24 protein-coding genes are annotated in these 25,095 nt (G+C 72.2%); 16 read left to right on the forward strand and 8 right to left on the reverse strand.

The window, feature by feature from the left end; genetic code table 11:
* The first annotated feature begins 231 nt into the window (after window positions 1-231).
* Entirely contained in the window at window positions 232-1,830 is a 1,599-nt protein-coding gene (locus AB0I91_RS42115) for a M28 family metallopeptidase (protein WP_499613526.1), read from the forward strand.
* A 64-nt stretch (window positions 1,831-1,894) separates the two neighbouring features.
* On the opposite strand, the gene AB0I91_RS42120 is transcribed toward AB0I91_RS42115, so the two are convergent.
* Complete coding sequence (locus tag AB0I91_RS42120; protein ID WP_498778751.1) at window positions 1,895-2,362, reverse strand: Lrp/AsnC family transcriptional regulator; 468 nt, start codon at window positions 2,360-2,362, stop codon at window positions 1,895-1,897.
* Between the two features lie 74 nt (window positions 2,363-2,436).
* On the opposite strand from AB0I91_RS42120, the gene AB0I91_RS42125 reads away from it, so the two are divergent.
* The 4 genes from AB0I91_RS42125 to AB0I91_RS42140 all read left to right on the forward strand — a co-directional run bounded on the left by AB0I91_RS42125 (window position 2,437) and on the right by AB0I91_RS42140 (window position 6,415).
* Complete coding sequence (locus AB0I91_RS42125) at window positions 2,437-3,702, forward strand: trans-sulfuration enzyme family protein (RefSeq protein WP_499641867.1); 1,266 nt, start codon at window positions 2,437-2,439, stop codon at window positions 3,700-3,702.
* Between the two features lie 553 nt (window positions 3,703-4,255).
* On the forward strand, window positions 4,256-4,861 hold the full coding sequence (gene pdxT, locus AB0I91_RS42130; RefSeq protein WP_143192976.1) for a pyridoxal 5'-phosphate synthase glutaminase subunit PdxT: 606 nt from the start codon (window positions 4,256-4,258) through the stop codon (window positions 4,859-4,861).
* A gap of 18 nt (window positions 4,862-4,879) precedes the next feature.
* On the forward strand, window positions 4,880-5,629 hold the full coding sequence (locus tag AB0I91_RS42135) for a YebC/PmpR family DNA-binding transcriptional regulator (RefSeq protein ID WP_230565635.1): 750 nt from the start codon (window positions 4,880-4,882) through the stop codon (window positions 5,627-5,629).
* A 270-nt stretch (window positions 5,630-5,899) separates the two neighbouring features.
* On the forward strand, window positions 5,900-6,415 hold the full coding sequence (locus AB0I91_RS42140) for a DUF4262 domain-containing protein (RefSeq protein ID WP_499641869.1): 516 nt from the start codon (window positions 5,900-5,902) through the stop codon (window positions 6,413-6,415).
* 498 nt (window positions 6,416-6,913) lie between these two features.
* On the opposite strand, the gene AB0I91_RS42145 is transcribed toward AB0I91_RS42140, so the two are convergent.
* Window positions 6,914-7,447 (reverse strand): TIGR03086 family metal-binding protein, encoded by a 534-nt coding sequence (locus tag AB0I91_RS42145; RefSeq protein ID WP_498778746.1) that lies wholly within the window; start codon window positions 7,445-7,447, stop codon window positions 6,914-6,916.
* Window positions 7,448-7,625: 178 nt separating this feature from the next.
* On the opposite strand from AB0I91_RS42145, the gene AB0I91_RS42150 reads away from it, so the two are divergent.
* Complete coding sequence (locus tag AB0I91_RS42150) at window positions 7,626-9,101, forward strand: peptide MFS transporter (protein WP_498778744.1); 1,476 nt, start codon at window positions 7,626-7,628, stop codon at window positions 9,099-9,101.
* A 95-nt stretch (window positions 9,102-9,196) separates the two neighbouring features.
* On the opposite strand, the gene AB0I91_RS42155 is transcribed toward AB0I91_RS42150, so the two are convergent.
* Complete coding sequence (locus tag AB0I91_RS42155) at window positions 9,197-10,033, reverse strand: NAD(P)H-binding protein (protein ID WP_499641870.1); 837 nt, start codon at window positions 10,031-10,033, stop codon at window positions 9,197-9,199.
* A 98-nt stretch (window positions 10,034-10,131) separates the two neighbouring features.
* Between AB0I91_RS42155 and AB0I91_RS42160 the strand changes: the two genes are divergently transcribed.
* The gene (locus AB0I91_RS42160) at window positions 10,132-10,536 is read left to right on the forward strand and encodes a winged helix-turn-helix transcriptional regulator (protein WP_499641872.1); all 405 of its coding nucleotides are present in this window, start codon (window positions 10,132-10,134) and stop codon (window positions 10,534-10,536) included.
* Between the two features lie 82 nt (window positions 10,537-10,618).
* Here the strand turns inward: AB0I91_RS42160 and AB0I91_RS42165 are convergent, their stop codons facing one another.
* On the reverse strand, window positions 10,619-11,917 hold the full coding sequence (locus AB0I91_RS42165) for a cytochrome P450 (protein WP_498778740.1): 1,299 nt from the start codon (window positions 11,915-11,917) through the stop codon (window positions 10,619-10,621).
* A gap of 98 nt (window positions 11,918-12,015) precedes the next feature.
* Here AB0I91_RS42165 and AB0I91_RS42170 point away from each other — a divergent pair, with 98 nt between their 5' ends.
* Together AB0I91_RS42170 and AB0I91_RS42175 are read left to right on the forward strand one after the other, a co-directional pair.
* Window positions 12,016-12,498, forward strand: coding sequence for a hypothetical protein (locus tag AB0I91_RS42170; RefSeq protein WP_498778739.1), 483 nt, complete (start codon window positions 12,016-12,018; stop codon window positions 12,496-12,498).
* Window positions 12,495-12,977 carry a hypothetical protein gene (locus AB0I91_RS42175; protein ID WP_499641874.1) on the forward strand — a complete coding sequence of 161 codons (483 nt, stop codon included), beginning with the start codon at window positions 12,495-12,497 and terminating at the stop codon, window positions 12,975-12,977. Before AB0I91_RS42170 ends, AB0I91_RS42175 begins: the two co-directional genes overlap by 4 nt.
* Window positions 12,978-13,007: 30 nt before the next feature.
* On the opposite strand, the gene AB0I91_RS42180 is transcribed toward AB0I91_RS42175, so the two are convergent.
* Window positions 13,008-14,225, reverse strand: a complete 1,218-nt coding sequence (locus tag AB0I91_RS42180) for a cytochrome P450 family protein (RefSeq protein ID WP_499641875.1) — start codon at window positions 14,223-14,225, stop codon at window positions 13,008-13,010.
* A gap of 55 nt (window positions 14,226-14,280) precedes the next feature.
* Here AB0I91_RS42180 and AB0I91_RS42185 point away from each other — a divergent pair, with 55 nt between their 5' ends.
* The gene (locus tag AB0I91_RS42185; RefSeq protein WP_499641877.1) at window positions 14,281-15,339 is read left to right on the forward strand and encodes a TetR/AcrR family transcriptional regulator; all 1,059 of its coding nucleotides are present in this window, start codon (window positions 14,281-14,283) and stop codon (window positions 15,337-15,339) included.
* Here AB0I91_RS42185 and AB0I91_RS42190 read toward each other — a convergent pair.
* The 3 genes from AB0I91_RS42190 to AB0I91_RS42200 are packed head-to-tail and all read right to left on the reverse strand — an operon-like array spanning window position 15,311 to window position 17,539.
* Window positions 15,311-15,781 carry an acyl-CoA thioesterase gene (locus AB0I91_RS42190; RefSeq protein ID WP_498778735.1) on the reverse strand — a complete coding sequence of 157 codons (471 nt, stop codon included), beginning with the start codon at window positions 15,779-15,781 and terminating at the stop codon, window positions 15,311-15,313. The genes AB0I91_RS42185 and AB0I91_RS42190 overlap by 29 nt on opposite strands.
* 10 nt (window positions 15,782-15,791) lie before the next feature.
* Window positions 15,792-16,946, reverse strand: a complete 1,155-nt coding sequence (locus AB0I91_RS42195; protein ID WP_498778734.1) for an MFS transporter — start codon at window positions 16,944-16,946, stop codon at window positions 15,792-15,794.
* Complete coding sequence (locus AB0I91_RS42200) at window positions 16,946-17,539, reverse strand: TetR/AcrR family transcriptional regulator (RefSeq protein ID WP_498778733.1); 594 nt, start codon at window positions 17,537-17,539, stop codon at window positions 16,946-16,948. The genes AB0I91_RS42195 and AB0I91_RS42200 overlap by 1 nt, the downstream gene beginning before the upstream one ends.
* A gap of 228 nt (window positions 17,540-17,767) precedes the next feature.
* Here AB0I91_RS42200 and AB0I91_RS42205 point away from each other — a divergent pair, with 228 nt between their 5' ends.
* The 6 genes from AB0I91_RS42205 (at window position 17,768) to egtD (ending at window position 24,933) form a co-directional block, all read left to right on the forward strand.
* Complete coding sequence (locus tag AB0I91_RS42205; RefSeq protein ID WP_498778732.1) at window positions 17,768-18,217, forward strand: Scr1 family TA system antitoxin-like transcriptional regulator; 450 nt, start codon at window positions 17,768-17,770, stop codon at window positions 18,215-18,217.
* A gap of 205 nt (window positions 18,218-18,422) precedes the next feature.
* Entirely contained in the window at window positions 18,423-20,417 is a 1,995-nt protein-coding gene (locus tag AB0I91_RS42210; protein ID WP_499641879.1) for a PQQ-dependent sugar dehydrogenase, read from the forward strand.
* 244 nt (window positions 20,418-20,661) lie between these two features.
* Window positions 20,662-21,900: a glutamate-cysteine ligase family protein gene (locus tag AB0I91_RS42215; protein WP_498778730.1), complete on the forward strand. Its 1,239-nt coding sequence runs from the start codon at window positions 20,662-20,664 to the stop codon at window positions 21,898-21,900.
* Window positions 21,897-23,210, forward strand: a complete 1,314-nt coding sequence (gene egtB, locus AB0I91_RS42220) for an ergothioneine biosynthesis protein EgtB (protein ID WP_498778729.1) — start codon at window positions 21,897-21,899, stop codon at window positions 23,208-23,210. The genes AB0I91_RS42215 and egtB overlap by 4 nt, the downstream gene beginning before the upstream one ends.
* A gap of 2 nt (window positions 23,211-23,212) precedes the next feature.
* On the forward strand, window positions 23,213-23,962 hold the full coding sequence (gene egtC / locus AB0I91_RS42225; protein WP_498778728.1) for an ergothioneine biosynthesis protein EgtC: 750 nt from the start codon (window positions 23,213-23,215) through the stop codon (window positions 23,960-23,962).
* Window positions 23,959-24,933, forward strand: coding sequence for an L-histidine N(alpha)-methyltransferase (gene egtD, locus AB0I91_RS42230; RefSeq protein WP_499613502.1), 975 nt, complete (start codon window positions 23,959-23,961; stop codon window positions 24,931-24,933). The genes egtC and egtD overlap by 4 nt, the downstream gene beginning before the upstream one ends.
* Window positions 24,934-25,095 lie beyond the last annotated feature (162 nt).

The raw sequence follows: 25,095 nt of genomic DNA on the forward strand, positions 1-25,095 counted from the left end.
TGGGCTGGAACCGCCCCCTTGATACGTGTGGTAGCCCGTAGGGAGGTCGGTGGGATGACACGAAACCCGACCAACAACGGACCCGCCGCCGAACCGCCCACCCCGCCGTCATCCTGCTGATCTGCCCGTCCGGCGAGGACTCTTTCGCTCTTCAACGCCCTTACCCCGATCGGAGTAACACCCCTCCACCTCCAGGCGACCTCATCAGTGGCACCACTCTGGAGGCAACCCATGACTTTCCGTAATCGCCGCAGGCGGATCGCCATCACCGCCGCGCTCGCACTGACCACCCCACTGCTGGCACCACTGCTCCTGACCGGTCCTGCCGTCGCCGATCCCAACAACAACTCACCGGCCAAGCTCACCAAGGCCGTCACGCTCGACGGCGTGCTGCGCCACCTCGACGCGTTCCAAGCCATCGCCGACACCCACGGCGACCGGGCCGCCGGCAGGCTCGGCTACCAGGCGTCGGTCGACTACGTCGTCGACACGCTCACCACCGCCGGGTACGAGCCGACCGTGCAGCAGTTCGACTTCCCCTACACCGAGGAGAGGTCCGAACTCGAACAAGTCGCACCCACCCCCACCACCTACGTCGCCGGCCGCGACTTCACCCGCAACAACTTCACCCCGACCTTCATCGGCGAGGCCACCGCACCGGCCTACCCGGTCGACGTCGTCATCCCGCCCGGCCCGACACCGAACTCCAACAGCAGCGGCTGCGAGGCCGCCGACTTCTTCGGCTTCCCGATCGGCGGCATCGCGCTGCTGCAACGCGGCACGTGCGGCTTCGCCCAGAAGGTCCTGAACGCCCAGGCCGCGGGCGCCTCCGGCGTCGTCCTGTTCAACGAGGGCCAGCCGGGCCGCACCGGCCTGTCCACGCCGATCGGCGACACGCCCGGCCTCGCGATCCCGGTCGTCTTCGCCACCTACGCGGTCGGCGAGGCGCTCGCCACCAACGCTCCCCGGATCGTCCGGGTGAAGGTCGACTTCTTGTCCGACACGCGCACCGCGTGGAACGTGTTCGCCGAGTCGCGCGAGGGGTTGGCCGACAACACGGTGATGGCCGGCGCCCACCTCGACAGCGTGCAGGACGGCGCCGGGATCAACGACAACGGCACGGGTTCCGCCGCGCTGCTGGAGACCGCCGTCCAGATGGCCAAGGTCAAGACCAACAACCTGGTCCGGTTCGCGTGGTGGGGCGCCGAGGAGGAAGGCCTGCTCGGCTCCGAGCACTACGTCGCCACCCTGCCGCAGGCCGAGCTGGACCGGATCGCGCTGTACCTGAACTTCGACATGGTCGGCTCGCCGAACTACTTCAACGGCGTCTACGACGGTGACAACTCCAGCGGCACCGCCCCGCCCGGCTTCATCCCGCCGGGCTCGGCGGAGATCGAGGACGTGTTCGAGAAGTTCTACGCCGACCGCGGCGTGCCGTCGGAGGACACCGAGTTCTCCGGCCGGTCCGACTACGGCCCGTTCATCCAGGTCGGCATCCCGGCCGGCGGCCTGTTCACCGGCGCCGAAGGCACCAAGACCGCCGCCCAGGCGGCCCGCTACGGCGGCGTCCCGGGCGCCGCGTTCGACCCGTGCTACCACCAGCCGTGCGACAGCCTCACCCCGGTGGACGACGGCGCCGACCCCGCGCTGTACGCGCAGCTGGACGCCGCCTACGACCTGCGCGGCAACGTCAACGCCGTGGCTCTCGACGTCAACTCCGACGCCGTCGCCACCGCCGTCATCACCTTCGCCTTCGACACCTCGACCGTGAACAGCGTGCGCTCACCGGGCAAGTCCCACGGCTCTTCTTCGGTGCGCATCACTTCTTGACCTCACCGAACACCGAACACCGAACACCGAACACGATCACCGATCACCGGCTTGACCTCACCGATCACCGATCACCGCCCGCCGGCGGCACGGTGTGCTTGCGAACGTGCTGGAACAGCAGGTTCGTCTGCACCTCGCTGACCTCCCGGCGGGTGGTGAAGCGGTCGAGCACCAGGCGTTGCAGGTGGGCCGTGTCCGACACCGCGACGTGCACCAGGAAGTCCTCCGGCCCCGCCACGTGCGACATCGCCAGCACCTCCGGCAACGTCAGCACGTAGTCCATGAACGGCTCCACGATCGCCCTCGTGTGCGGCCGGACCCGCACCGCGATGATCGCCTGCACCGGTCGTCCCACGGCGGCCAGGTCGACCTCCGCGTGGTAGCCGGTGATCACGCCCCGCTCGCGCAGCGACCGGTGCCGGACCACGCACGTCGACGCGGCCACGTTGACCCGGTCCGCCAGGTCCTTGTTGGGCAGCCGAGCGTCCTTCTGCAGCTCCTGCACGATCGCCGCGTCCACCGAATCCAGCACCGCAAATCCCTCCCGTCACCGAACAGCCTGCGGAACCTACCCCTATCTGCCGACGATAAGTCCAAGATTCGCGCATGACCCGGTTGCGAACGACGGCGGTGCACGGTGGGCGCGACGATCTCGCCGACCTGGGCGTGCACGCCCTGCCGATCGACCTGTCCACCACCTACCCGATCCCGGACCAGGCCGAGGGCGGCCACGCGCTGCAACACCTCGCCGAGGGCGCGGCGCACGCCGCCTCGCCGGTCTACTCCCGGCTGCACAACCCGACCGTCGCCCGGTTCGAGCGGGCCCTGGCGACGCTGGAAGGGACGTCTGCCGCCGTGGCGTTCGGCAGCGGCATGGCCGCGGTGACCGCCGTGGTGCAGGCCGCGTGCGTGCTGACCGGCAAGCCGCACGTGGTCGCCGTGCGCCCGATCTACGGCGGCACCGACCACCTGCTGTCGTCCGGTCTGCTCGGCGTGCGCACCACCTACGCGACGGCCGACCGCGTCGCCGGCGCGATCACCCCCGACACCGGCCTGGTGGTCATCGAGACACCGGCCAACCCCAACCTGGACCTGCTCGACATCGCCGCGATCGTCGCGCAGGCGGGCGACGTCCCGGTGATGGTGGACAACACGTTCGCCACGCCCGTGCTCCAGAACCCGGCCGCCCTCGGCGCCACCTACGTGCTGCACTCCGGCACCAAGTACCTCGGCGGGCACGGCGACGTGCTCGGCGGCGTGGTGGCGTGCGCCGAGGAGCGGGCCGGGGCGCTGCGCCAGATCCGGATCATCACCGGCGCGGTGCTGCACCCGCTGGGCGGCTATCTCATGCACCGCGGCCTGGCCACGCTGCCGCTCCGCGTCGAAGCGGCCCAGCGCAGCGCGATCGAGCTGGCCGCCCGGCTGGACTCGCACCCCGGCACCGGCCTGGTCCGGCACCCGAGCCTGCCCGGCGCCGACCCGGCCGGCCTGATCGGCACGCAGCTGCGCGGTCCGGGCGCGGTGCTGGCGTTCACCACCCGTGAAGACCCGACCGCGGTCGTGCGCAGGCTCGAGCTGATCACGCCCGCCGTGAGCCTCGGTTCGGTCGACACGCTCATCGAGCATCCCGCCGCGCTGACCCACCGACTCGTGCCCGACACCGCGCGCGAGGCGTCCGGCGTGCCCGCCAACCTCCTGCGACTCAGCGTCGGCCTGGAGGACGTCGAGGACATCTGGGACGACCTCGACCGCGCCCTGTCGGGACCGGACCGCTCCCTCTCCTCGCCTGACCGGTCCCTTTCCGGACATTGTGAAGAGGGTTACATCAAGTCTTCCTCAAGCGATTTCCGAGAACCGGCCGCCAGCCACTAACGTTTTGCCGTCATGGTGTGGACCGGGCGCGCGCAGTCGGCCGCCGTCGAGTGCCCCAATCGGGCCGATCGGCAGCCGGACCTGCTACAACAGGCCACCGCGCGTCCCGGTTCGCGCCATGTCGCGAAGCCGGTGGTGAATGCCGAAGTGGCGTGGCTATTCGGCTTTCCGAATTCCGTCGCGCGAACCCGCACCCACCCCGACCGGACCAACCCGGACCCGACCGGACCAATGCGGACCCGACCGGACCAACCCGGAGCCGGCCGGACCGGACCAAACCCGGACCCGGACCCGGACCCGACTCGTGTGGACAGGCCCGGCCCGGCGGTCGGATCGCGTTCCCGCTTTCCCCGTGCTCGCCGCGCCGTCCTCCGCTCCGCGGTGCGGGCGAGCCGCCTGAGCCCGTCGTTCGACGGCCCACCAGGCCGCCGAACGGGTCGCGGTGCGCGACTGGCGCGCCGCGGGAGGACCGAACGGCCGGGCGGGTGCCACGAGCACCCGTCCGGCCCGGTCACCTAGGCTGGTGGCAGTTCACCTAGGAGGAAACCCAGCCGTGTCCGTCGTCGGTGTCCTCGCCCTCCAGGGCGACGTCCGTGAGCACCTCGTCGCGTTGGCCGAGGCCGACGTGCTCGCCCGTCCGATCCGCCGGCCCGAGGAGTTGGCCGAGGTCGACGGCGTGGTGCTGCCGGGCGGCGAGTCGACGACCATCAGCCGGCTGCTCGCCACGTTCGACCTGCTCGAACCCCTGCGCGCCCGGATCAAGGAGGGCATGCCCGCGTACGGTTCGTGCGCCGGGATGATCCTGCTGGCCGACCGCGTCCTGGACGGGCGGCCCGACCAGCACCAGCTCGGCGGGCTCGACATCGTGGTGCGGCGCAACGCGTTCGGCAGGCAGGTCGATTCCTTCGAGGCCGAACTCGACTTCACCGACGTGGGCGAGGTGCACGCGGTGTTCATCCGCGCCCCGTGGGTGGAATCGGCGGGATCGGACGTGGAAGTACTCGCCCGGGTGCCCGAAACGGAAGACGCCGGAGAGGCCGCCGGTAGGATCGTCGCGGTTCGGCAGGGGCACGTGCTCGCCACCTCGTTCCACCCGGAACTGACCGGCGACGGGCGGGTGCACCGCCTTTTCGTGGACATGGTCCGTGCCGCGGGCTGAGTATTCGACGGAGGAAAGATGAGCGGCCACTCAAAGTGGGCGACCACCAAGCACAAGAAGGCCGCAATCGACGCCAAGCGCGGCAAGCTCTTCGCGCGGCTGATCAAGAACATCGAGGTGGCGGCCCGCACCGGCGGTAGCGACCCCGACGGCAACCCCACCCTGTACGACGCCATCCAGAAGGCGCGGAAGAACTCCGTGCCGCTGGACAACATCGAGCGCGCCCGCAAGCGCGGCGGTGGCGAGGAGGCCGGCGGCGCGGACTGGCAGACCATCATGTACGAGGGCTATGGCCCCAACGGCGTGGCGGTGCTGGTCGAGTGCCTGACCGACAACCGCAACCGGGCCGCGTCCGAGGTCCGCACCGCGATGACCCGCAATGGCGGCTCGATGGCCGACCCGGGCTCGGTGGCCTACATGTTCACCCGCAAGGGCGTGGTCATCGTGCCGAAGGGCGACCTGTCCGAGGACGACGTCCTGATGGCGGTGCTCGACGCGGGCGCGGAGGAGGTCAACGACCTCGGCGAGAGCTACGAGGTCGTCTCCGAGGCCGGTGACCTGGTCGCGGTGCGCAAGTCCCTCCAGGACGCCGGGTACGACTACGAGTCGGCGGAGGCGAACTTCCTGCCGTCGGTCACCGTGCAGCTGGAGGCCGAGGGCGCGCGGAAGATCTTCAAGCTGATCGACGCGCTCGAGGACTGCGACGACGTGCAGAACGTGTTCGCGAACTTCGACGTCTCCGACGAGGTGATGGCCGAGGTCGACTGAGCCCCGGCTCTGGACCAGACCTCCTGATCGGTTTGAGCGGAACCCTGGACCGGACCTGTGGACCGGACCTGTGGACCGGACCTGTGGACCGGACCTGTGGACCGGACCTGTGGACCGGACCTCTGGGCTCGTCCTGGACCCGAACCCCGACGGCCCCGTGTCGGCAAGCTGCCGCCGCGGGGCCGTCGCCGTGGTGAGCTGTCGTCCGTCCGAGGCACGTCGTGGCCGTGCTTATGCGGGGTTGACGCCGGCAACGGGCACAATGGCCGGGTGTCGAACCCCTCCGCCCCCTCCGTCCAGGACATCAACCTGCGCAACTGGCTGTTGACGCAGGCCGAGCAGCACGGTCACGCCGTCGTCACCGTGCCCGAGGACGACGAAGGCGCCGGCTACTCGTTCTCCGTCGGCGCGTGGCGGCGGTTCGGCGTCGCCGAGGCCGTGGTCCTGGGCCTGCCACCCGAGCACGCGCAGGTGCTCATCCGCGCGTACGTCGACCGCGCCAGGCGTGGCGAGCGGTTCGCGCCCGGTCGGCTCTACTACGACTTCCTGGACGGCGTGCCGGTCACGTTCGAGCGCGTCTTCAAGGGCTTCTACCCGGAGTTCTTCGGCAGCGCGTTCCTGCTCTACGGCAAGGGCGACTTCGCCGCCCTCCAGATCATCCTGCCGACCGCGGACGGCAAGTTCCCGTGGCACCACGACGCGCCGATGGGCTTCGGCGACTGGCAGCTGCTGCTGACCGAGAGCGGCCGGCCGGAGAGCTGGGAGCCGGGCGTCACCGGTCCCTGACCCGTCGCTGAGCGACTCCACCAGCACCCCATCAGCACTGTTCGGCACCGTTCGGGCCCCGCCGCACCACGCGGCGGGGCCCGACGTCGTTGTCCGGGAAATGTTGTCAGGGCATCGCCCACCGACCGCTGACAACGTCCGAGGACTATCAATGGCCTGTGCGTCGATATGTCGGGGGCTACGCACACGCTAGGGGGAGGCACGCCCCGTCCCGCGTAGTCGGGGAGCTGCGCGGGGCGGGACGTGCGCGACGAGGCTTGGCCACGGGGGCCCCGCCCGTGCCAAGGAATAGGCCGTGGGGGAGAGCCTCCGATGGGCTCTCCCCTCGGTGCCCGCGCTATTGCGCGCCCAACCGCCACCGGGCCGTCATCGGGTCATCCCCGAAACAGCCGCCTCCCGCGTCCCCTACGTCACCGCCCGCAGCGTCCCCGGCGGCACCGCCCACCGCGTCCCCAACGGCACCGCACCGAGTCCGCCGCGCATCGCCCACCGCGTCCGCTACGGCGTCCGGCCGAGCATCGCGACGAGCCTGGTCTGCGGGTCCGCGTTGTCGGGCACCGGCACCGGCGGGTCGAACAGCCCGCCCGCCGCCCACGCCTCCACGTTCGGCTCCATGTACTCCAGCACCGCCTCGGCCAGGTCCGGGTCGATCCGCTCGTCCGCCCCGATCGCCCGCGCCAGGTCCCAGGCGTGCACGGCCAGGTCGGAGGTCATCTGCCAGCCGTACTCGACCGCCGTCGCCTTGCCGTAGCTCAGGTGCACGGGCTTGAGCAGCGCTTTCGGCGCGATCCACGCCTCGCGCGCCGCGGCCGCCGCCAGCACCCACGAGTGCAGCGGGTCGTGGCCGAGCTGGTCGCCGTCGAACCGGTCGCCGACCTGCTCGATCGTGCAGCCGGCCAGCAGTTCCGGCGCCCACAGCTGCTCGTGGACCAGGTGGTTGACCAGGTCGTGGACCGACCACTCCTTGCAGGGTGTGGCCCAGTCCCACTGCTCGGGGCGCACCAGGCGCACCCGCGAGTCGAACTCCGTCATCGCGCGTCCGTGAGCCTCGATCAGATCCACCCCACGAGTGCACCAAACGTTGAACCGGAGCGCACCCCGAGCCTGTGCGATAGGCCACTCGGACGTATCGCGGTTTCATTCCGTACACCCGTACGGCGTAATGTGGCCGGGTCTGCCGACGGTGACATCGTTGACACAGGAGGAACCAGTGAGCGCCACGAGCGCCGTCTCCACCCCGCAGCGGGGCTTCTTCGGTCATCCCCGAGGACTGTCGACGCTGTTCTTCACCGAGCTGTGGGAGCGCTTCTCCTACTACGGGATGAAGGCGATCCTCGCCTACTACCTGTACCGGTCCACCGCCGAAGGCGGCCTCGGGCTCGACCAGAGCTTCGCGCTGTCCCTGGTCGCCATCTACGGTGCGTCGGTCTACATGTCCGGCGTCGCGGGCGGTTGGCTGGCCGACCGGGTGCTCGGCGGGCAGCGGGCCGTGTTCTACGGCGGTGTGCTGATCATGTTCGGGCACATCGCGCTGGCGCTGCCGATCGGCCTGGCGGGCGTCTACACCGGGCTGATCCTGATCGTGCTCGGCACCGGTCTGCTCAAGCCGAACATCTCCACGGTCGTCGGCGGCCTGTACGACCGACAGGACCCGCGCCGCGACTCCGGCTTCACGATCTTCTACATGGGCATCAACCTCGGCGGCTTCCTCGCGCCGCTGGTGTGCGGGTTCCTCGGCGAGACCTACGACTGGCACCTCGGCTTCGGCGCGGCGGCGGTCGGCATGGCGCTGGGCCTGGTCGTCTACCGGCTCGGCCAACGGGGTCTCGGCGACTCGGCCTCCACGCCCCCGTTCCCGCTGCCCGCCGAGGAGCGCGGCCGGGTCATCGGTCGGATCGTGGGCGTGGCCCTCGGCTCGGTGGCCGTGGTCGCGTTGCTGGTCGTGCTCGGGGTGCTCGGCGCGGAGGGCGTGATCAACCTGATCAGCCTGCTGTCGGTGCTGCTGCCGATCGGCTACTTCACCGTGATGATCCGCAGCCCGCGCACCACGCCGGTGGAGCGGTCGCGGGTGATCGCCTACATCCCGCTGTTCATCGCGGCGGCGATGTTCTGGCTGCTGTTCGAGCAGAGCGCCACCGTGATCGCCGCGTTCGCCGACACCAGGGTCGACAACTCGTTCCTCGGGTGGGTGTTCCCGCCGTCGTTCATCCAGTCGATCAACCCGGTGATGATCATCGCGGTCGCGCCGCTGTTCGCGCTGCTGTGGGTGAAGCTGGCCAACCGCCAGCCCTCGACGCCGCGCAAGTTCGCCTACTCGTTGCTGCTGGTCGGGCTGTCGTTCCTGCTGATGATGATCGCCAGCCAGGGTGACCCGTCGGTGCGGGTGAGCTTCCTGTGGCTGGTGCTGATGTACCTGGTCATGACGTGCGGCGAGTTGCTGCTGTCGCCGGTGGGCCTGTCGGTGACGACGAAGCTGGCGCCGCGCGCGTTCGCGTCGCAGACCATGGGCCTGTGGTTCCTGGCCACGGCGGCCGGCTCGGGTGTGGGCGCGATCGTGGTGCGGTTCTACAGCGACGAGAACGCCGTGGCGTACTTCGGCGTGCTCGGCGCGGTGGCGATCGGCCTCGGCGTCGCGCTGGTCGTCGGCACGAAGTCCATCCACCGCTTGATGCGGGGCGTGGACTGATCTGACCCCGTTCGGTGAGGGGCGCGGCGTACGCCCCTCACCGAACGGTCATCCGGCCTCGGGCCGGGTCGGATCCCGCTGCTTGAACGCCCCGGCTACTTGAACGCCGCCGCGTTGCGCGCGGCCCAGTCGGCGAAGGATCCGGCCGGGCGGCCGAGGACCTGTTCCACGTCCGGGCGCACCCGCTGCTCGTCGGCGGTCGGCGTGCCGAGGACGTCGAGGGTGGCGTCCGCGACCCGCTCGGGCATGAACCGCAGCATCTGCGCCCGCGCCTCCTCGCGGGTCTGCTCGACGAACCGCACCGGCTCGCCCAGCGCGTCCCCGATCGCCGCGACCTGCTGCCGCGGCGAGACGGCCTCCGGCCCGGTCAGCACGTACGTGCGGCCGCCGTGACCCGCCTCCCGCAACGTCACGGCCGCGACGGCGGCGATGTCGTCCGGGTCCACGGCGGGCAGCGCGACGTCGGCGAACGGCGCCGCGGCCACCCGCTGCTCGCGGATCGTCGCGGCCCAGGCGAAGGCGTTCGAGTCGAACGCGCCGGGCCGCAGCACGGTCCACTCCAGCGCCGACCGCCTGACGGCGTCCTCCAGGTCGGGGGAGTGGCGCAGCGTCTCGACCCCCTGCGAGGACAGCAGCACCACCCGCCGGACGCCACCGGCTTGCGCGCGGTCGAGCACCTCGGCCACCACGCTCCCGTTGCCGCCGGCCGACATCCAGTCCCCGGACGTCAGCAGGAACAGCGACTCGGCGCCCTCGAACGCAGGCTCCAGCTCGGCCGGCCGCATGAGGTCCGCCCGCAGGTGGCGCACGCCCTCGGGCATGTCCCCCGCCGAGACCCCGCGTGACACTGCGGTCACCCGCTCGCCCGCCTCGACCAGCGCCCGCACCAGCGTCCGCCCGACGTTCCCGGTCGCACCGGTCACCACGATCATGATCACTCCCCGTTGGCTGACTCCTGCTTGCCCCGGGAAAGCTACTGTCCTCGGTATAGTAGGTACCTAGAGGAAAGTATCGGCGGAAGGGGCCTGTTGTGACCAGTGGCACACGCCGGGCGGCGGTCGACCCGGAGCAGGCCTGTCCGATCGCGCCGGTGGTGGACCTCGTGTTCAGCCGCTGGACGACCCCGATCCTGTGGGCGCTCAACGAGTTCGGCCGCCAGCGGTTCGTGGAGCTGTCGCGCCGCATCACCACGATCACGCCCAAGGTGCTCACGCAGCGGCTGCGGCAACTGGAGCGCGACGGGCTCGTCGAGCGCACCTATCACGCCGAGGTTCCGCCCCGCGTGGAGTACGAGATCAGCGAGCTCGGGCGGAGCCTGGCGCCGTTGTTCGCACACCTGGCCGAGTGGTCCGCGGTGAACCTGGAGAAGGTCGAGCGGGCCAGGCAGGACCACGACGCCAAAGAACACGTGGGTGGTCGCAGGAATCCGCATTAGTGCGGAAAGGACGCAACGACCCGCCGCGGCGGCGGTGCGGCGGGTCGACGCGCGAGTACAGCATGCACCACATTCCTGAGCCTCAGCTGATGATTTCCACGATCGGGTGGTGTTTCTTCACGCCAGTGGTGACCGGAAGCCTCGCCGCACCCCTGATGACGCGCGACGGGCGGCGGTGCACGCGGCCCGCCGCTTTCAGGTCCGGGAACCGGCGGAACAGGCCGCGCAGGGCCGCCGCGCCCTCCATCCGCGCCAGCCCCGCGCCGAGGCAGTAGTGGATGCCCGACGAGAACGCCAGGTGCTCCCGCACGTCCGCGCGACCGGGGTCGAACCGGTGCGGATCGCCGAACACCGCCGGGTCGCGGTTCGCCGCCGCCAGCATCAGCATGATCGGCGTTCCCTTGGGCAGCCGCGTGCCGGCGACCTCGGTCGTCTCGAACGGCACCCGCACCGTGTACTGCACCGGCGGGTCGTGGCGCAGCGTCTCCTCCACGACGGCGTCGGCGTAGCCGGGGTCGGCGAGCAACCGCTCCCGGACCTCGGGGTGCCCCAACACCTCCAGCACCGAGTTGCCGATCAGGTTGACCGTGGTCTCGAAACCGGCCACCAGCAGCAGTTCCGTCGTGGCGATCAGGTCTTCGCGGGTCAGGTCGTCGTGCGCCACCAACGCGGACACGACGTCGTCACCGCCCGGGTGCCGCCGCCGGTGCGCGATCAGGTCGTCCAGGAACGCCTCGAACTCCCGCAACGCCTGCTGCAACGCCTTGAGCCCGCGCAGGTCCCGCACGCCGTCGAGCGCGCCGACCAACGCGCTGCCCCACCGGGCGAACGTCGCGTGGTCCGCGCCCGGCACGCCGAGCAGGTCGGCGATCACCTGGATCGGCACCCTGGCCGCGAAGTCCCCGACGAGGTCGAACGTGCGCCGGTCGGCCACCTCGTCCAGGTACTCCTCGACCACCCGCTCCACGGTCTCCGCCTGGGCGCGCAGGCCGCGCGGCGTGAACCAGGGCGCGACCAGCCGCCGCAACCGCGTGTGGTCGGGCGGGTTGCGCACCAGGAACGACTCCTCGACGGGGTTCACCAGTCGCCGCCCGTCGAGCTGGACCGACGAGTCCACCGGCGACAGCGCGCCCGCCGACAGGGGCCCGAAACCGGGATCGCGCAGCAACCGGGAGCACAGCTCGTGCGAGGCGGTGAGGTACAGCCCCATCCTCGTCTTCACCAGCACGCCCTGCCGGCGCACCGACTCGTACACCGGGTAGGGGTCGCTGGTCGGGTTCTCCCCGAGCAGCCGGGCGGCGGGATCGCCGAGGAGGGCTTGCGCCCGGACGATGGTGCGCCCCAGGAACAGCAGCGTCGCGTTCTTCACCGTGGACGGCATGCCACCACGGTGGCCTGAACGCGAGAAAGGTTCAAGCTCAGGCGCGGCCCGGAAATCCGATCGCCGCACCGGACCCGCCGCAACTACGCTCCCGCCCGATGACCACCGTCCTCTGGCTCCTCGGCCCCTCCGGCGTCGGCAAGTCGACGGTCGGCTGGCACGTCTACCGCTCCCTCGACCGCGCGTCCTACGTCGACGCCGACCAGCTCGGCCTCTGCTTCCCGTCGTCCGCCGACGACCCCGAGAACCACGTGGTCAAGTCGAGTGCGCTGGGCGCGTTGTGGCCGGAGTTCCAGGGTTCCCCGCTCGTCGTCTCCGGCTTCCTCAACACCGTCGGGGAAGCCCGCCTCTACACCGATCGCCTGTCCGGCGCGGACGTCACGTTGTGCCGGCTGCGGGTGAACCGGGCGGAGCTGCGCGCCCGGTTCGTCGGCCGCGGGTGGCTCGTCGAGCAGGCGGACCAGGCGCTCGACGACGCCGACGCGTTGGAGCGCGCCGACTTCGCCGACTTCACCGTGGACACCGACGGCCGCGCGCCCGCCGACATCGCGGCCGAGATCCGGACGAGGTGGGCCGCGTGACCGTCCTGTGGATCGCCGGGCCGCGTGCCGTCGGCAAGTCGACGGTGGGCTGGGAGGTGTTCACCCGGCTCTTCGCCCGCACCAAGGCCGGGTACGTCGACCTGGCCCAGCTCACGTTCGCCACACCGCCGCTTCCCGCGGCGGCGAAGGCGCGGCGGTTCGACGCGGTCCGGCGCGTCTACCGGGACGCGGGCGCCCGGCACCTCGTCGTCACGGGCGAGGTGGAGGACCAGGTGCCGGAGGCGCAGCTGTGCTGGCTGCACGCGAGCCACGACCAGCTCGTGGCCCGCCTGCTCCTGCGCGGCGCGGGCCGGGGTCCGGCGATCCCCGGCGACGAGCTGCGCGGGCTGACCGAGGCCGACCTGCGCCGCCTGGCCGTCCCGACCGTCGCGCCGGCCGCCGACCTCGTGGTCGACACCGACGGCCGCGCGCCCGTCGACGTCGCGGACGAGATCATGGACCGGTTCTTCCCCGCTTGACCGTTCCTACGCCTGAACCGTTCCTGTGCCTCAACCGTTCCTGGTGCTGACCACCAGCTCCGCCAGCCGCCACGTGCCGCCGTCCGGCGTCCGCTGCGGCGTCCGCGCCAACGCCAGGTCGGGGAACCGTCGCAGCACGGCTGAAATCGCCACCTGCGTCTGCACGCGGGCGAACGCCGCCCCGAGGCAGAAGTGCGCGCCGTGCGAGTAACCGAGGTGCCCGACCGACGGCACGCGCGTGATGTCCAGCTCGTCCGGCGTGTCGTACACCCGCGGGTCGCGGTTGGCCGACACGATCGCCGTCATCACGGGCTGACCCTTGTCGATCACCACGTCGCCGAACGCCACCTCCTCCTTGGTGAACCGCGGCACGGTGAGCAGCTGCGGGCCGACCCACCGCGTCAGCTCCTCCACCGCGCGCGGCATCAGGCCCGGGTCCGCCCGCAGGGCGGCCAGCTGGTCGGGGTGGGCGAGCAGCGCTTCGAGGCCGTTGACGATGAGGTTGCTCGGCGTCTGCCCGGCGATCACCAGCTGCCACACCAGGGTGACCAGCTCCGCGTCGGTGAAGCGGTCGCCGTCCTCGTCCCGCACCCGCAGCAGCTGGGAGATCAGGTCGTCACCCGGTGACGTCCGGCGCAGCTCGACGGCCTCCAGCGCCCCCTCGACGATCCCCGGGATCGCGGCGACGAACCCCGGCCCGTAGCCGCTCACCACGGCCGCGCCGTACTCGCGCCACCGCGGCCGGTTCTCGGCGGGGATGCCGACCAGCTCGCAGATCACGTCCATCGGCAGCGGCCGGGCGAAGTGCTCCATGAGGTCCACCGCGTCGCCGTCCGGCAGGGCGTCGAGCAGCGCGGCCACGATCGCCTCGATCCGCGGCCGGAAGCCCTCCGCCCGACGCGCGGTGAACGCGGGCGCGGCCAGCTTGCGCAGCCGCAGGTGCTCGGGGCCGTTCATCTCGGACATCGTGCGCAGGTAGGGCTTGCAGTGCTCCGGGATGCCAGGCAGGCCCATGAAGCTGTTCGGGCTCAGCTCGAAGCGCGGGTCGGCGAGCATCGCCTTGGCGTCCTCGTGCCGGGTCAGGACCCACATGTCGCCCATGCCGGGCAGGGGCATCCGCGCCACGGGGCAGCGTTCGCGCGCCTGCCCGTAGGCGGTGAACGGGTCCAGCAGCACCTCGGGGTTGGCGGGGTCGATCTCGGGCACGGTCAACTCGAACCTCCGGATGTTCAGATCAGATGTTCTCATCATCTGAATGGTCACGGTATCTTGACCGTGCGACGCCTGGCAAACGGGGAGCGTGATGGTGCGGCTGAGCAGGGCGGAGGCGCAGGAGCGCAACCGGGCGCGGGTGCTGGACGCGGCCCGCGCGGAGTTCGTCGAACGCGGCTTCCGGGACGCCAAGATCGACACGATCGCGCGGCGCGCCGAGCTGACCAGGGGCGCGGTGTACTCGAACTTCCCCGGCAAGCGCGCCCTCTACTTCGCGGTGCTGGCCGACCTGGCGGAGCGCGAGACCCCGCCGGCCGACCCGCAGCGCGGACCGGACCGGCGGACCGCGCTCGGCGCACTGGCCCGCGCGTGGGTCACCTCGCTCAGCCACGACGCGCTGGCGCGGGACTTCCTGTCCGAGGTGGCCGCCGAGGAGGTGACGCGCCGGCCGTTCACGCAGTTGATGAAGCTGGACGCGGTGCTGCTCGGCCTTGCCCTGGAAGCGCTCGACCCGGTCGTGCCGCCGCCCGGCTCGCCGCCCCTCCGGGTGGTCCGCCTCGCCGAGGTCGTGCTCGCCACCCTGCACGGCGCGAGCGGCCTCGCCACCGCCGCGCCCGGTTTCCTGGAGCCGTTCGACGTGATCAGCGCGTGCGAGCGGCTCGCGGACCTGGAGCTGAACGACTGGTGGGCGGCGCCTCCCGGCGCGGCGGTGCTCCCGGAGGACCGGCCGTGGGCTCCGCCCGCCGTGGTCGACCTCGTGCGCGGCGACGAGGTGACGCCGGACGAGGACGGCGTGGTGGTCGTGCTGGGGCTCAACCGGCTGGCCGCCGTGGAGGAGGCGGTGCGGACCGCCGCCGGCCGCGTGACCCTCGCGATGGTGACCGGCACGCCGGGGGAGCTGGCGCCGTTGGCGCGGCTGGTGCTGGCGCGGTTGTGCGTCGGCCTGCGGCAGGCGTTCCCGGTCGCGGCGTGGCCCCGGCTGCGGGTGGTGTGCGACGAGACCGGGGCGCTGGCGGGCGCGGCGGGCGTGCCGTCGGTCAGCGACGAGACCGAGACCGCGATCCGCGTCGAGGGCGGCCGGGTGGTGGCGCGGGCCGAGGGCTCAGGCGCGGGTCACGCGGTCAGCTCCGGGGCGCGGGTGCGGACCTAGTCACGGTCCGCGTCACGGGCCTGGCGGCGGCCGGACGGCGTTCCAGGACCTTGCGGAAGTCGGCCGGGATCGGGGTGCTGCGCAGTTCCGGCGTGCCGAAGGAGACGTACCGGTTCCAGCCGGTGGCCACCGGCGTGCCGTCGACGTCCGCGTCGAACCCCATGGTCAACGTGGTCGTGCCCAGCGTCCGCACCCGGACCGCGATGCGCAGCAGGTCGTCGAACCTGGCCGGGTTGAGGTACCGGATGGAGGTCTCGGCCATCACGAAGTCGACGCCGTGCTTCTCCAACTCCTTGTAGGAGCCCAGCAGCGATCGCAGCGTCTCCACCATGGCGGCCTCGAAGAAGACCGCGTAGCGCGACGCGTGCACGATCCCCTGGCGGTCGCAGTCGACCGGGCGCACCCGCACCCGGTGCACGTGGGCAGGTCGGGCGTCAGCCATGTCGGCGATCCTATGGGGTCACCTGGACGGTGCGCGTCGGCCTAGCGGTGACTGCTCCGAGTGATGCCCCGACCAGCTGGCCCGCCGCGACCAGCAAGATCACCGACGTCGGCGACCACGCGGTGAGCAGCGCGCCGCCGCCCGCCGCGCCCACCGCGTACGCCCCGATCTTCAGGCTCGCGCCCGTGGTCGACACCTGGCCGAGCAGCGGACCCGGCGTGTACCGCCGGCGCGCGGTGATCGTCGCGGTCAGCACGGGCCCTTGCGCCAGACCGCTGACCAGCGCCAGGACCAGCAACGCCGGGAAGTGCGAGGCGAGCGGCCACAGCGCGAGCGTCACCCCGTACAGGGAGACCGTCGTGAACACGACCCGCTCCGGACGCCACCGCGGCAGCCAGCGGCGGACCGCCAGGATGCAGCCGATGGCGCCGACCTCGAACACCGCCCACACCACCCCGGCCTGGTCGCCGTCCACGCCGAGCCCGGCGACGTGCAGCGGCAATGCCGTGGCGAGCATGCCGACCGACCCGTACCCGACCACGGACGCGATCGTCGCGCCACGCAACGGCGGCGTGGTGACGAGGTGCCGCAGACCCCGCTCGACCGCCGCGCGCAGCGACGGGTGCTCGCCGGGCGGGTGCGGCGGCACGCGCAAGGTCAGCGTGCACAGCCCGCCCGCCAACGCCAGCGCGGCCACCACGGCCACCGCCGCGGCGGGTGACGCGGCCGTGCTCAGCACACCCGCCAGCCCCGGCCCGGCGACCGCCGCCGCGTTGAACAGCAACGCGTCCTGCGAGGTGGCCCGGTGCAGGTCGCCGGCCAGGCGTGGGACCAGGCTGGTGAACCCACCGCTGGTCATCGGCAGCGTGATGCCCGCGACGAACGCCGCCGCCACGAGCCAGGGCGCCGGCGCGAACACCATGGCCACCGCCATCGCGCAGAGCGCGAACTGGTTGGCCGCCAACGCCGCCACCGGCCGCCGGGTCCGGTCGAGCCACGCGCCGAGCAGCGGCCCGGACAGGACCGACGGCACGGTGTACGCGGCGATCACCGCACCGGACAGCACGGTCGACCCGCTGCGCGAGAGGGCGAGCAGCACCACGGCCACGGCCACCATCTCGTCGGCCAGCCGGGCGAGGCCCGCGGCCCAGAGGTACCGCCCCATCAGGCCTTGCGGCGGTGCCGTCGGACGCTCTCCTCCACCAGGTCCAGCACGGGTTCCAGGTCGTCGGCGGGCAGGCCCATGGCCAGGTGCGACACCAGGCCCTCCAGCACCAGCTCCAGGAACGACGTCAGCACGTCCACGTCCACGTCGTCGCGCAGGTTCCCGGCCTCGCGCTGGCGCTCCAGCCGCTGCCGGGTCGCGTCGGTCAGCTGGCGCGAGCGCTCCGCCCACCTGGCCCGGAACTCCTGGTCGGTGCGCAGCCGCCGCGACACCTCCAGCCGCGTGCCCAGCCAGTCCGCCGGGTGCTCGACGTCGTTGGGGTCCGGCGGGTACAGCAGGTCGCGCATCACCTGCACGAGCCCCTGCTGGGCGACGACCTCCGCCATGCGCAGCGCGTCGTCCTCGGCGAGGGCGAGGAACAGCGACTCCTTGTCCCGGAAGTGGTGGAAGATCGCGCCCCTGGACAGGCCGGTAGCCTCTTCCAGGCGGCGCACGGTCGCGCCTTCGTAGCCGAAACGCGCGAAACACGCACGAGCGCCGTCGAGGATCTGACGGCGACGGGCATCGAGGTGGTCCTGGCTCACCCTGGGCACCTGTCGATGTTGCCAGGGCCGCCTGACGAAATCCAATCAGTACGTACGGCTTGCCCTGTCCACTTTGGGGTGTACTTCGACGTCTCGACTCGAAACCCCAGGTCACCGTCACTACGGTGGCGCACCGTGACCGCAGGTGAGGACATTCGTCCGCCGCTGAGGCTGGTGTCGGGTTTGGGCTGGTCGAACCGACCGTCCACGGTGGACCGCAGTCGGCACGGGCCCGACTTGATCGATCTGATCAGGCTCGTCGGCCGGCGGCAGGGTGACGTGGCGGACGGTCCGGGCGAGTGCGCCGTGGTGGTCTTCGAGGCGTTGTGCGTGCCGGAACCGCTGCGCACGCCCGCCTACACCCTGGCGTTCGGCGACGACACCGGCGGCATCGGCGTCGACCGGTTGCCGCACTCGGCCGCGCGGTTCTTCGTGCACGAGGCCGCGTTGCACGTCCGCGTCGGCGACGAAGCGGTGATGGCCGACCAGTTGGACGCGCTGGCGAACCGGACCGACGCGCCGGTCCGCCTGGTGCCGTTCACGGCCGGCCACGTCGGCGTGCTGCGGTCGTCGTTCGCCCTGCCCGAGGGGCGGCGGCCGGCGGAGGTGCTGGACCGGATCGCCTTGGACGTGCCGTCCTCGCGCGCGGAGTTCCGCCGCCAGGCCGCGCGCTACCGGAGCAGGTGAGGGGCGCATGGGATCGCACTCACGGCGCTCGCGACCGACACCGCACGCCCCCCGACGAACGCCGCACACGTCCCAACCGACGCCGCACGCGCCATGGCGGACACCGCACGCGCCCCAACCGACGCCACACACGTCCCGACCGATAAGGCACGCGCCTCGACGGACGCCGCACGCCCCCCGACGACGGCGGTTCGCGTTCGTCGCGGTGGTCGCCGCGACGGCGCTGTCCCTGCTCACCGCCTCGGGCGCCGCGCACGGGCTCACCGACCACCAGTCCGAGGCCGCGACGATCTCGCGCGGCGCGGTGGAGTCCGAGCACGCCGGGTTCACCGGCACCGGGTACGTCGACTACGACGACACCTTCGGCGCCTACGTCGAGTACGCCGTGACCGCCGCCCGGGCGGGCACGCACGCGCTGGTCTTCCGCTACGCCAACGGGACCGACGACGACCTCCCGCTCGCGCTGACCGTGAACGGCAAGCGCGCGGGCGCCGTCTCGTTCCCCGGCACGGGCTCGTGGACCGCGTGGCGCGACGTCACCGCGTCCGTGCGGTTGTCGGCGGGCGTGAACCGGGTCCGCGCCACCGCCACCACCTCCGACGGCGGCCCGAACGCCGACCGCCTCGCGGTGGACGACACCGACGTCGAGGCGCCGACCCCGCCGCGCAACCTGCGCGCCACGGGCCGGTCCCAGACCACCGTGTCGCTCGCGTGGGACGCGGCCTCCGACGACGTCGGCGTGGTCGCCTACGACGTCTACCAGCACGGTCAGCTCATGACGAGCGTGTCCGGCACGACCCTGTCCGCCACCGTCACGGGCCTGCGCCCCGACACGTCCTACGACTGGACGGTCTTCGCCCGCGACGCCGCGCCCAACGTCTCGCAGGCCAGCGACAACGTCGTCGTGCGCACCGAGGCGCCGCCGCCGGACCACGAGGCGCCGACCGCGCCGGGCAACCTGCGCGCCACCGGCAAGTCCTCGACCAGCGTGTCGTTGGCGTGGGAGCCCTCCACCGACAACGTCGGCGTCACCGGGTACGTGGTGCACCGCGACGGCACGCAGGTGGCCACGACCGGCGAGCCGTCCACCACCGTGGGCGGCCTGACCGCCGGCACCGGCTACCGGTTCGCGGTGCGGGCGCGCGACGCGGCGGGCAACCTCTCGGCGCTCAGCGACGAGGTGATCGTCGCGCCCGGCGGGACGGCGCCGGCGGGTGAGCCGAGGCCCGGCGCGGTGACGACGGTGCGCGAGGGTACCGACGTGCCGTGGGGCCTGGCGTTCCTGCCCGACGGCACGGCGCTGGTGTCCGAACGGGAGCGGTTCCGGCTCTACCGCCTCACGCCGGACGGCAAGCGCACCGACGTCGGCCGGGTGCCGGGCGCGCAGGGCACCGACGGCGAGGGCGGCGTGCTGGGCATCGAGCTGTCGCCCACCTTCGCCACCGACGGGCTCGTGTTCATCTACCACACGGCCGACGACGGCAACCAGGTCGTGCGCGCCAGGCTGATCGGCGAGGCGCTCACCGGCTGGACCACGATCCTGGCCGGCATCCCGAAGAACCGCTACCACAACGGCGGCCGGCTGCGGTTCAGCCCGGACGGCAGGCACCTGTTCGTCTCCACCGGCGACGCGCAGAACGGCAGCTACGGGCAGAACCTCGAGACGAACGCGGGCAAGATCCTGCGCATCAACCCGGACGGCTCGATCCCGGCGGACAACCCGTTCCCGGGCAAGGCGATCTGGAGCTACGGGCACCGCAACGTGCAGGGCCTCGACTTCGACTCGCAGGGCAGGCTCTGGGCGACGGAGTTCGGCAACAACACGCTCGACGAGCTCAACCTGATCCAGCGCGGCGGCAACTACGGCTGGCCCGGCTGCGAGGGCACGCAGGGGTACTGCGAGGACAGCATCCCGCCGAAGCGGACGTGGCCGACCACGGCGGCGGGGCCGAGCGGGCTCGCGATCGTCAACGACCACCTGTTCATCGGCACCACGGTCGGCCAGCGGGTGTACCGGCTGCGCATCGAGGGCTCGGAGCTGGTCGAGGAGCAGACCTACTTCCAGGGCGAGTACGGGCGGCTGCGGACCGTCGAGGTCGACCGGGAGGGCGACCTCTGGCTGACCACGTCGTGGGACCGGGACTGGGAGCCCGGCAACGACCGCGTGCTGCGCGTCGACGTCGAGTACCCGGGTTCCTGATCGGTCACCCGGATGCCACGAGTTGTTCACGCCGTGCCCGGATTGTCCGCTCGGGCACCGGGAATGACCCACTCGGAGCAGCCCGGAGGCCGCCTGAACGCGGTCACGCGCCACCCGACCGGCCGTCAGCCGCGCCCGCGCCACCCGACATGTCGTTGATCCGTAAGGGTTTTCCACAGCTGCGAGTGTCGGTGCCTGCGTGTAGCGTCGAACGGACGAGATTTGATCACGGGGAGTGCAACCAGTGACTGCTGTCCGTAACGCACCGGCTCCGGGGCCCACCCCGGCGGTGTTCCGGGATCGAGCGGAGGCCGAGGCCTACGTCGCCTCGGTCTGCTTCAAGCACGGGCCTCCGAGGCTGCTCGGAGTCGAGTTGGAATGGACCGTCCACCACGTCGAAGATCCCCGCCGACCGCTCGACGCGAAGACCCTCGCGGCCGCGCTCGGCCGGCACGCGCCACCGACCCTCGTCCCCGACAGCCCTCAGCGGCCACTGCCCTCCGGCACCCCGCTGACCGTGGAACCGGGTGGCCAGGTCGAGATCTCCACACCGCCGCGCGATTCCCTGACGGATCTGCTCAAGACCGTCGCCGCGGACATCGAACACCTCCACAGCCTGCTCGAACCGGCCGGTCTCCGGCTCGGTCAGCACGGCGCCGACCCGTTCCGCCCGCCGCGCCGGATGCTCCAGGTCCCGCGCTACGCGGCCATGGAACACGCCTTCGCCCCGATCGGGCCCGAGGGCATCACGATGATGTGCAGCACCGCGGGCCTGCAGGTCTGCCTGGACGCCGGGCTGGCCGCCGACCTGCCGCGGCGCTGGGCCGCGGTGCACGCGCTCGGCCCCGTCCTCACCGCCCTGTTCGCCAACTCACCGGGGGTGAACGGCCGTCGGACGGACTGGGCCAGCGCGAGGATGCGCACGCTCTACGGCACCGACCCGGTGCGCACCCGTCCGGCGGCGGTGTGCGCGAACCCGGCCGACGCGTGGGCCAAGCGCGTGCTCGACACCCCGGTCATCGCGGTGCGCAGACCGGGGCCGAACTGGCTGCCGCCGTACCCGTTGACGTTCGCCGACTGGATCGAGGGAGCGCTCGACGGCCCGCCGACGGCCGACGACCTCGACTACCACCTCACCCTCCAGTTCCCGCCGGTCCGACCGCGCGGGTACTTGGAGGTCCGCTACCTGGACTCGCCGCCGGACGGCCGGTGGCTGCCGCCGGTCGTGCTGATGGCGGCGTTGTTCAGCACGTCGGCCTCGGTGGACGGGGTGCTCGCGGCGACCGAGGGCGCCGCGAACCGCTGGCTCGCCGCCGCGCGGTACGGCCTGGCCGACCCGGTGCTCGCCCGCGCGGCGCGCGACGTGGTCGACCTGGGCTGCGCCGCGCTGTCCGACACCGACCTGTCGGTCGGCCAGACCGACGCGATCGCCGAAGAACTGCACCGCACGCTCGCTGAGAAGACCGGAGGGGGCCGTTCATGACCAGCACCGAAGACCTTCGCGACCGGGTCGCCGCCCAGCTCACCAGGGCACGTGACCGCAGCAGGCTGCTCACCGACGCGGTGGACGACCACGACCTCGTCCGCCAGCACTCCAAGCTGATGTCACCGCTGGTGTGGGACCTCGCGCACATCGGCAACCAGGAAGAGCTGTGGCTGGTCCGCGACGTGGGCGGCCGCGAGCCGGTCCGGGCGGACATCGACGAGCTGTACGACGCGTTCAAGCACGCCCGGTCGGCCCGGCCGGAACTGCCGCTGCTCGGGCCCGCCGAGGCGCGCCGGTACGTCGGCGAGGTGCGGGACAAGGTGTTCGACGTGCTCGAGCGCACGCCGCTGGAAGGCCACCGACTGGTCGACGGCGGGTTCGCGTTCGGCATGATCGTGCAGCACGAGCAGCAGCACGACGAGACCATGCTGGCCACGCACCAGCTGCGCGTGGGCGACCCGGTGCTGGACGCGCCGCGGCCGCCGCGCGGCGGCCCGGTGGGGCCGGCCGAGGTGCTGGTGCCCGGCGGGCCGTTCACCATGGGCACGTCCACCGAGGCGTGGGCGCTGGACAACGAGCGGCCCGCGCACCAGGTGGTCACCGAGCCGTTCTTCATCGACACCACGCCGGTGACGAACGGCGCGTACGCGGCGTTCATCGCCGACGGCGGCTACCGGGACCCGCGGTGGTGGAGCGAGGCCGGGTGGGCGCACGTCCGGAAGGCGTCGCTGGTCGCGCCCCGGTTCTGGGAACGGGTCGGCGACCAGTGGTACCGCACCGCGTTCGGCCGCACGGAGCCGATCGAGCCCGACCAGCCGGTGGTGCACGTCTGCTACTACGAGGCCGAGGCGTACGCGAAGTGGGCGGGCAAGAGGCTGCCCACCGAGGTGGAGTGGGAGAAGGCGGCCCGCTTCGACCCGGCGACCGGCCGGTCCCGCCGCTACCCGTGGGGCGACGAGGACCCGACGGAGGCGCACGCGAACCTGAACCAGCGGCACCTGACGCCCGCCCCGGTCGGGGCGTACCCGGCGGGCGCGTCGGCGTTGGGCGTGCACCAGCTCATCGGCGACGTGTGGGAGTGGACCAGCTCCGACTTCCACGGCTACGCCGGGTTCGAGGTGTTCCCGTACGCGGAGTACTCCCAGGTGTTCTTCGGCCCGGACTACAAGGTGCTGCGCGGCGGGTCGTTCGGCAGCGACCAGGCCGCGGTGCGCTCGACGTTCCGCAACTGGGACTACCCGATCCGGCGGCAGATCTTCGCCGGCTTCCGCTGCGCGAGGGACGCCTCGCGGGACGAGCTGACCTGACCGTGTGCCGCCATCTGGGTTATCTGGGCCCCGCCGTGCCCGTCGCCGCGCTGGTGCACGACCCGCCGCACTCGTTGGTGCGGCAGTCGTACGCGCCGCGGGACATGCGCGGCGGCGGCACGGTCAACGTGGACGGGTACGGCGTGGGGTGGTACCCCGCGCCGGGCGGCCCGGCGGTGCGCTACCGCCGGGCGGGCACGATCTGGTCGGACGAGAACCTGCTGGCGCTGAGCCGGGTGACGGTGTCCGGCGCGGTGCTGGCCGCGGTGCGCTCGGCGACGGTCGGCATGCCGGTGGCGGACACCGCGTGCGCGCCGTTCACCGACGGGCAGTGGTTGTTCAGCCACAACGGGCGGGTCGCCGACTGGCCGGAGTCCGTGGTGGACGTGGCCAAGACCCTGCCGGTGGCCTCGTTGCTGACGCTGGACGCGCCGACCGACGCCGCCCTGCTGTGGGCGTTGGCGCGGTCGCGGCTCGCTTCGGGGGCCGCGCCGGGCGCCGCGCTGGCCTCGGTCGTGTCCGAGGTCGCCGCCGCCGCGCCCGGCTCGCGGCTGAACCTGCTGCTCACCAACGGCACCGTGCTCGTCGGCACGACGTGGACCCACTCGTTGTGGGTGCGCTCCGGCGACGGCGCGGTGACGTTGGCCTCCGAGCCGTTGGACGACGACCCGCGCTGGCGGGAGGTGCCCGACGGGCACGTCGTCACGGCTGATGTGTCTACTGTGGACGTTCAACGGATTGGACGAGGATGACCGAGCCTGTGCTGGACGTGCACCTGACCCCCGAGGACGCGGCGATCGCGCTGCGCGCCGAGGCGCGGGCGGGGCTGACCGCGCGGCCGAAGTGGGTGTCGCCGAAGTGGTTCTACGACGCGGTCGGCAGTGACCTGTTCGAGGAGATCACCCGGCTGCCCGAGTACTACCCGACCCGCGCGGAGCGGGAGATCCTGGTGGCGCGGGCGGCGGAGATCGCCTCGATCACCGGCGCGCACTCGTTGGTGGAGCTGGGTTCCGGCTCGTCGGAGAAGACCCGGCTGCTGCTCAGCGCGCTGCGCTCGCACGGCACGCTGACGGAGTTCGTGCCGTTGGACGTGTCGCCGTCGGCGTTGACGGAGGCGGCCCGGGCGATCATGGCCGCGTACCCCGGGCTGCGGGTGCACGGCGTGGTCGGCGACTTCACCGAGCACCTCGGCCTGCTGCCCGGCGCGCCGCCGCGGGTGGTGGCGTTCCTGGGCGGGACGATCGGCAACCTGATCCCGGAGGAGCGGGACAAGTTCTTCGCCTCGGTGCGCGAAGTGCTGGACGCGGGGGAGTGGTTGCTGCTCGGCACGGACCTGGTGAAGGACCCGGACGTGCTGGTGCGCGCGTACGACGACGCGCAGGGCGTGACGGCGGAGTTCAACCGCAACGTGCTGCGGGTGATCAACCGGACGTTGGACGCCGACTTCGACCCGTCGGACTTCGAGCACGTGGCCCTGTGGAACGCCGAGGAGGAGTGGATCGAGATGCGCCTGCGGGCCGTGCGCCCGGTCAAGTCCCACGTCGCCGGGCTGTCCTTGGACGTGGAGTTCGCCGAGGGCGAGGAACTGCGCACCGAGGTGTCCGCGAAGTTCCGCCGCGAGGGGGTGACCCGTGAGCTGGAGGCCGCGGGCTTCGCCCTCGAACGCTGGTGGACCGACTCGGAGGGGCGCTTCGCCCTGAGCCTGGCCCGCGCCGTCGGCTAGCGGACGCGGGGGGGGGGCGCGGGGGGCGCGCGGGGCCGGGCCCCCCCCGCGGCGGGGCGGGGGGCCGCCGGCCCCCCCCCCGCCGGCGGGCGGGGGTGCGCTCGCGGGCCTCCCCCCCCCACCGCCGGTGCAGCGCCCGCATCCCCGCCACCCCAGTCGGTG

The sequence above is a fragment of the Actinosynnema sp. NPDC049800 genome (assembly GCF_040656635.1).
GTDB lineage: Bacteria > Actinomycetota > Actinomycetes > Mycobacteriales > Pseudonocardiaceae > Actinosynnema.

Excerpts from the sequence above, each read along its gene's own strand:
- AB0I91_RS42115 (WP_499613526.1), top strand. The coding sequence starts at position 232 with ATGACTTTCCGTAATCGCCGCAGGCGGATCGCCATCACCGCCGCGCTC.
- AB0I91_RS42125 (WP_499641867.1), top strand. The coding sequence starts at position 2,437 with ATGACCCGGTTGCGAACGACGGCGGTGCACGGTGGGCGCGACGATCTC.
- AB0I91_RS42135 (WP_230565635.1), top strand. The coding sequence starts at position 4,880 with ATGAGCGGCCACTCAAAGTGGGCGACCACCAAGCACAAGAAGGCCGCA.
- AB0I91_RS42145 (WP_498778746.1), bottom strand. The coding sequence starts at position 7,447 with ATGACGGAGTTCGACTCGCGGGTGCGCCTGGTGCGCCCCGAGCAGTGG.
- AB0I91_RS42155 (WP_499641870.1), bottom strand. The coding sequence starts at position 10,033 with ATGATCGTGGTGACCGGTGCGACCGGGAACGTCGGGCGGACGCTGGTG.
- AB0I91_RS42165 (WP_498778740.1), bottom strand. The coding sequence starts at position 11,917 with ATGCCGTCCACGGTGAAGAACGCGACGCTGCTGTTCCTGGGGCGCACC.
- AB0I91_RS42170 (WP_498778739.1), top strand. The coding sequence starts at position 12,016 with ATGACCACCGTCCTCTGGCTCCTCGGCCCCTCCGGCGTCGGCAAGTCG.
- AB0I91_RS42180 (WP_499641875.1), bottom strand. The coding sequence starts at position 14,225 with ATGAGAACATCTGATCTGAACATCCGGAGGTTCGAGTTGACCGTGCCC.
- AB0I91_RS42185 (WP_499641877.1), top strand. The coding sequence starts at position 14,281 with ATGGTGCGGCTGAGCAGGGCGGAGGCGCAGGAGCGCAACCGGGCGCGG.
- AB0I91_RS42190 (WP_498778735.1), bottom strand. The coding sequence starts at position 15,781 with ATGGCTGACGCCCGACCTGCCCACGTGCACCGGGTGCGGGTGCGCCCG.
- AB0I91_RS42195 (WP_498778734.1), bottom strand. The coding sequence starts at position 16,946 with ATGGGGCGGTACCTCTGGGCCGCGGGCCTCGCCCGGCTGGCCGACGAG.
- egtB (WP_498778729.1), top strand. The coding sequence starts at position 21,897 with ATGACCAGCACCGAAGACCTTCGCGACCGGGTCGCCGCCCAGCTCACC.
- egtD (WP_499613502.1), top strand. The coding sequence starts at position 23,959 with ATGACCGAGCCTGTGCTGGACGTGCACCTGACCCCCGAGGACGCGGCG.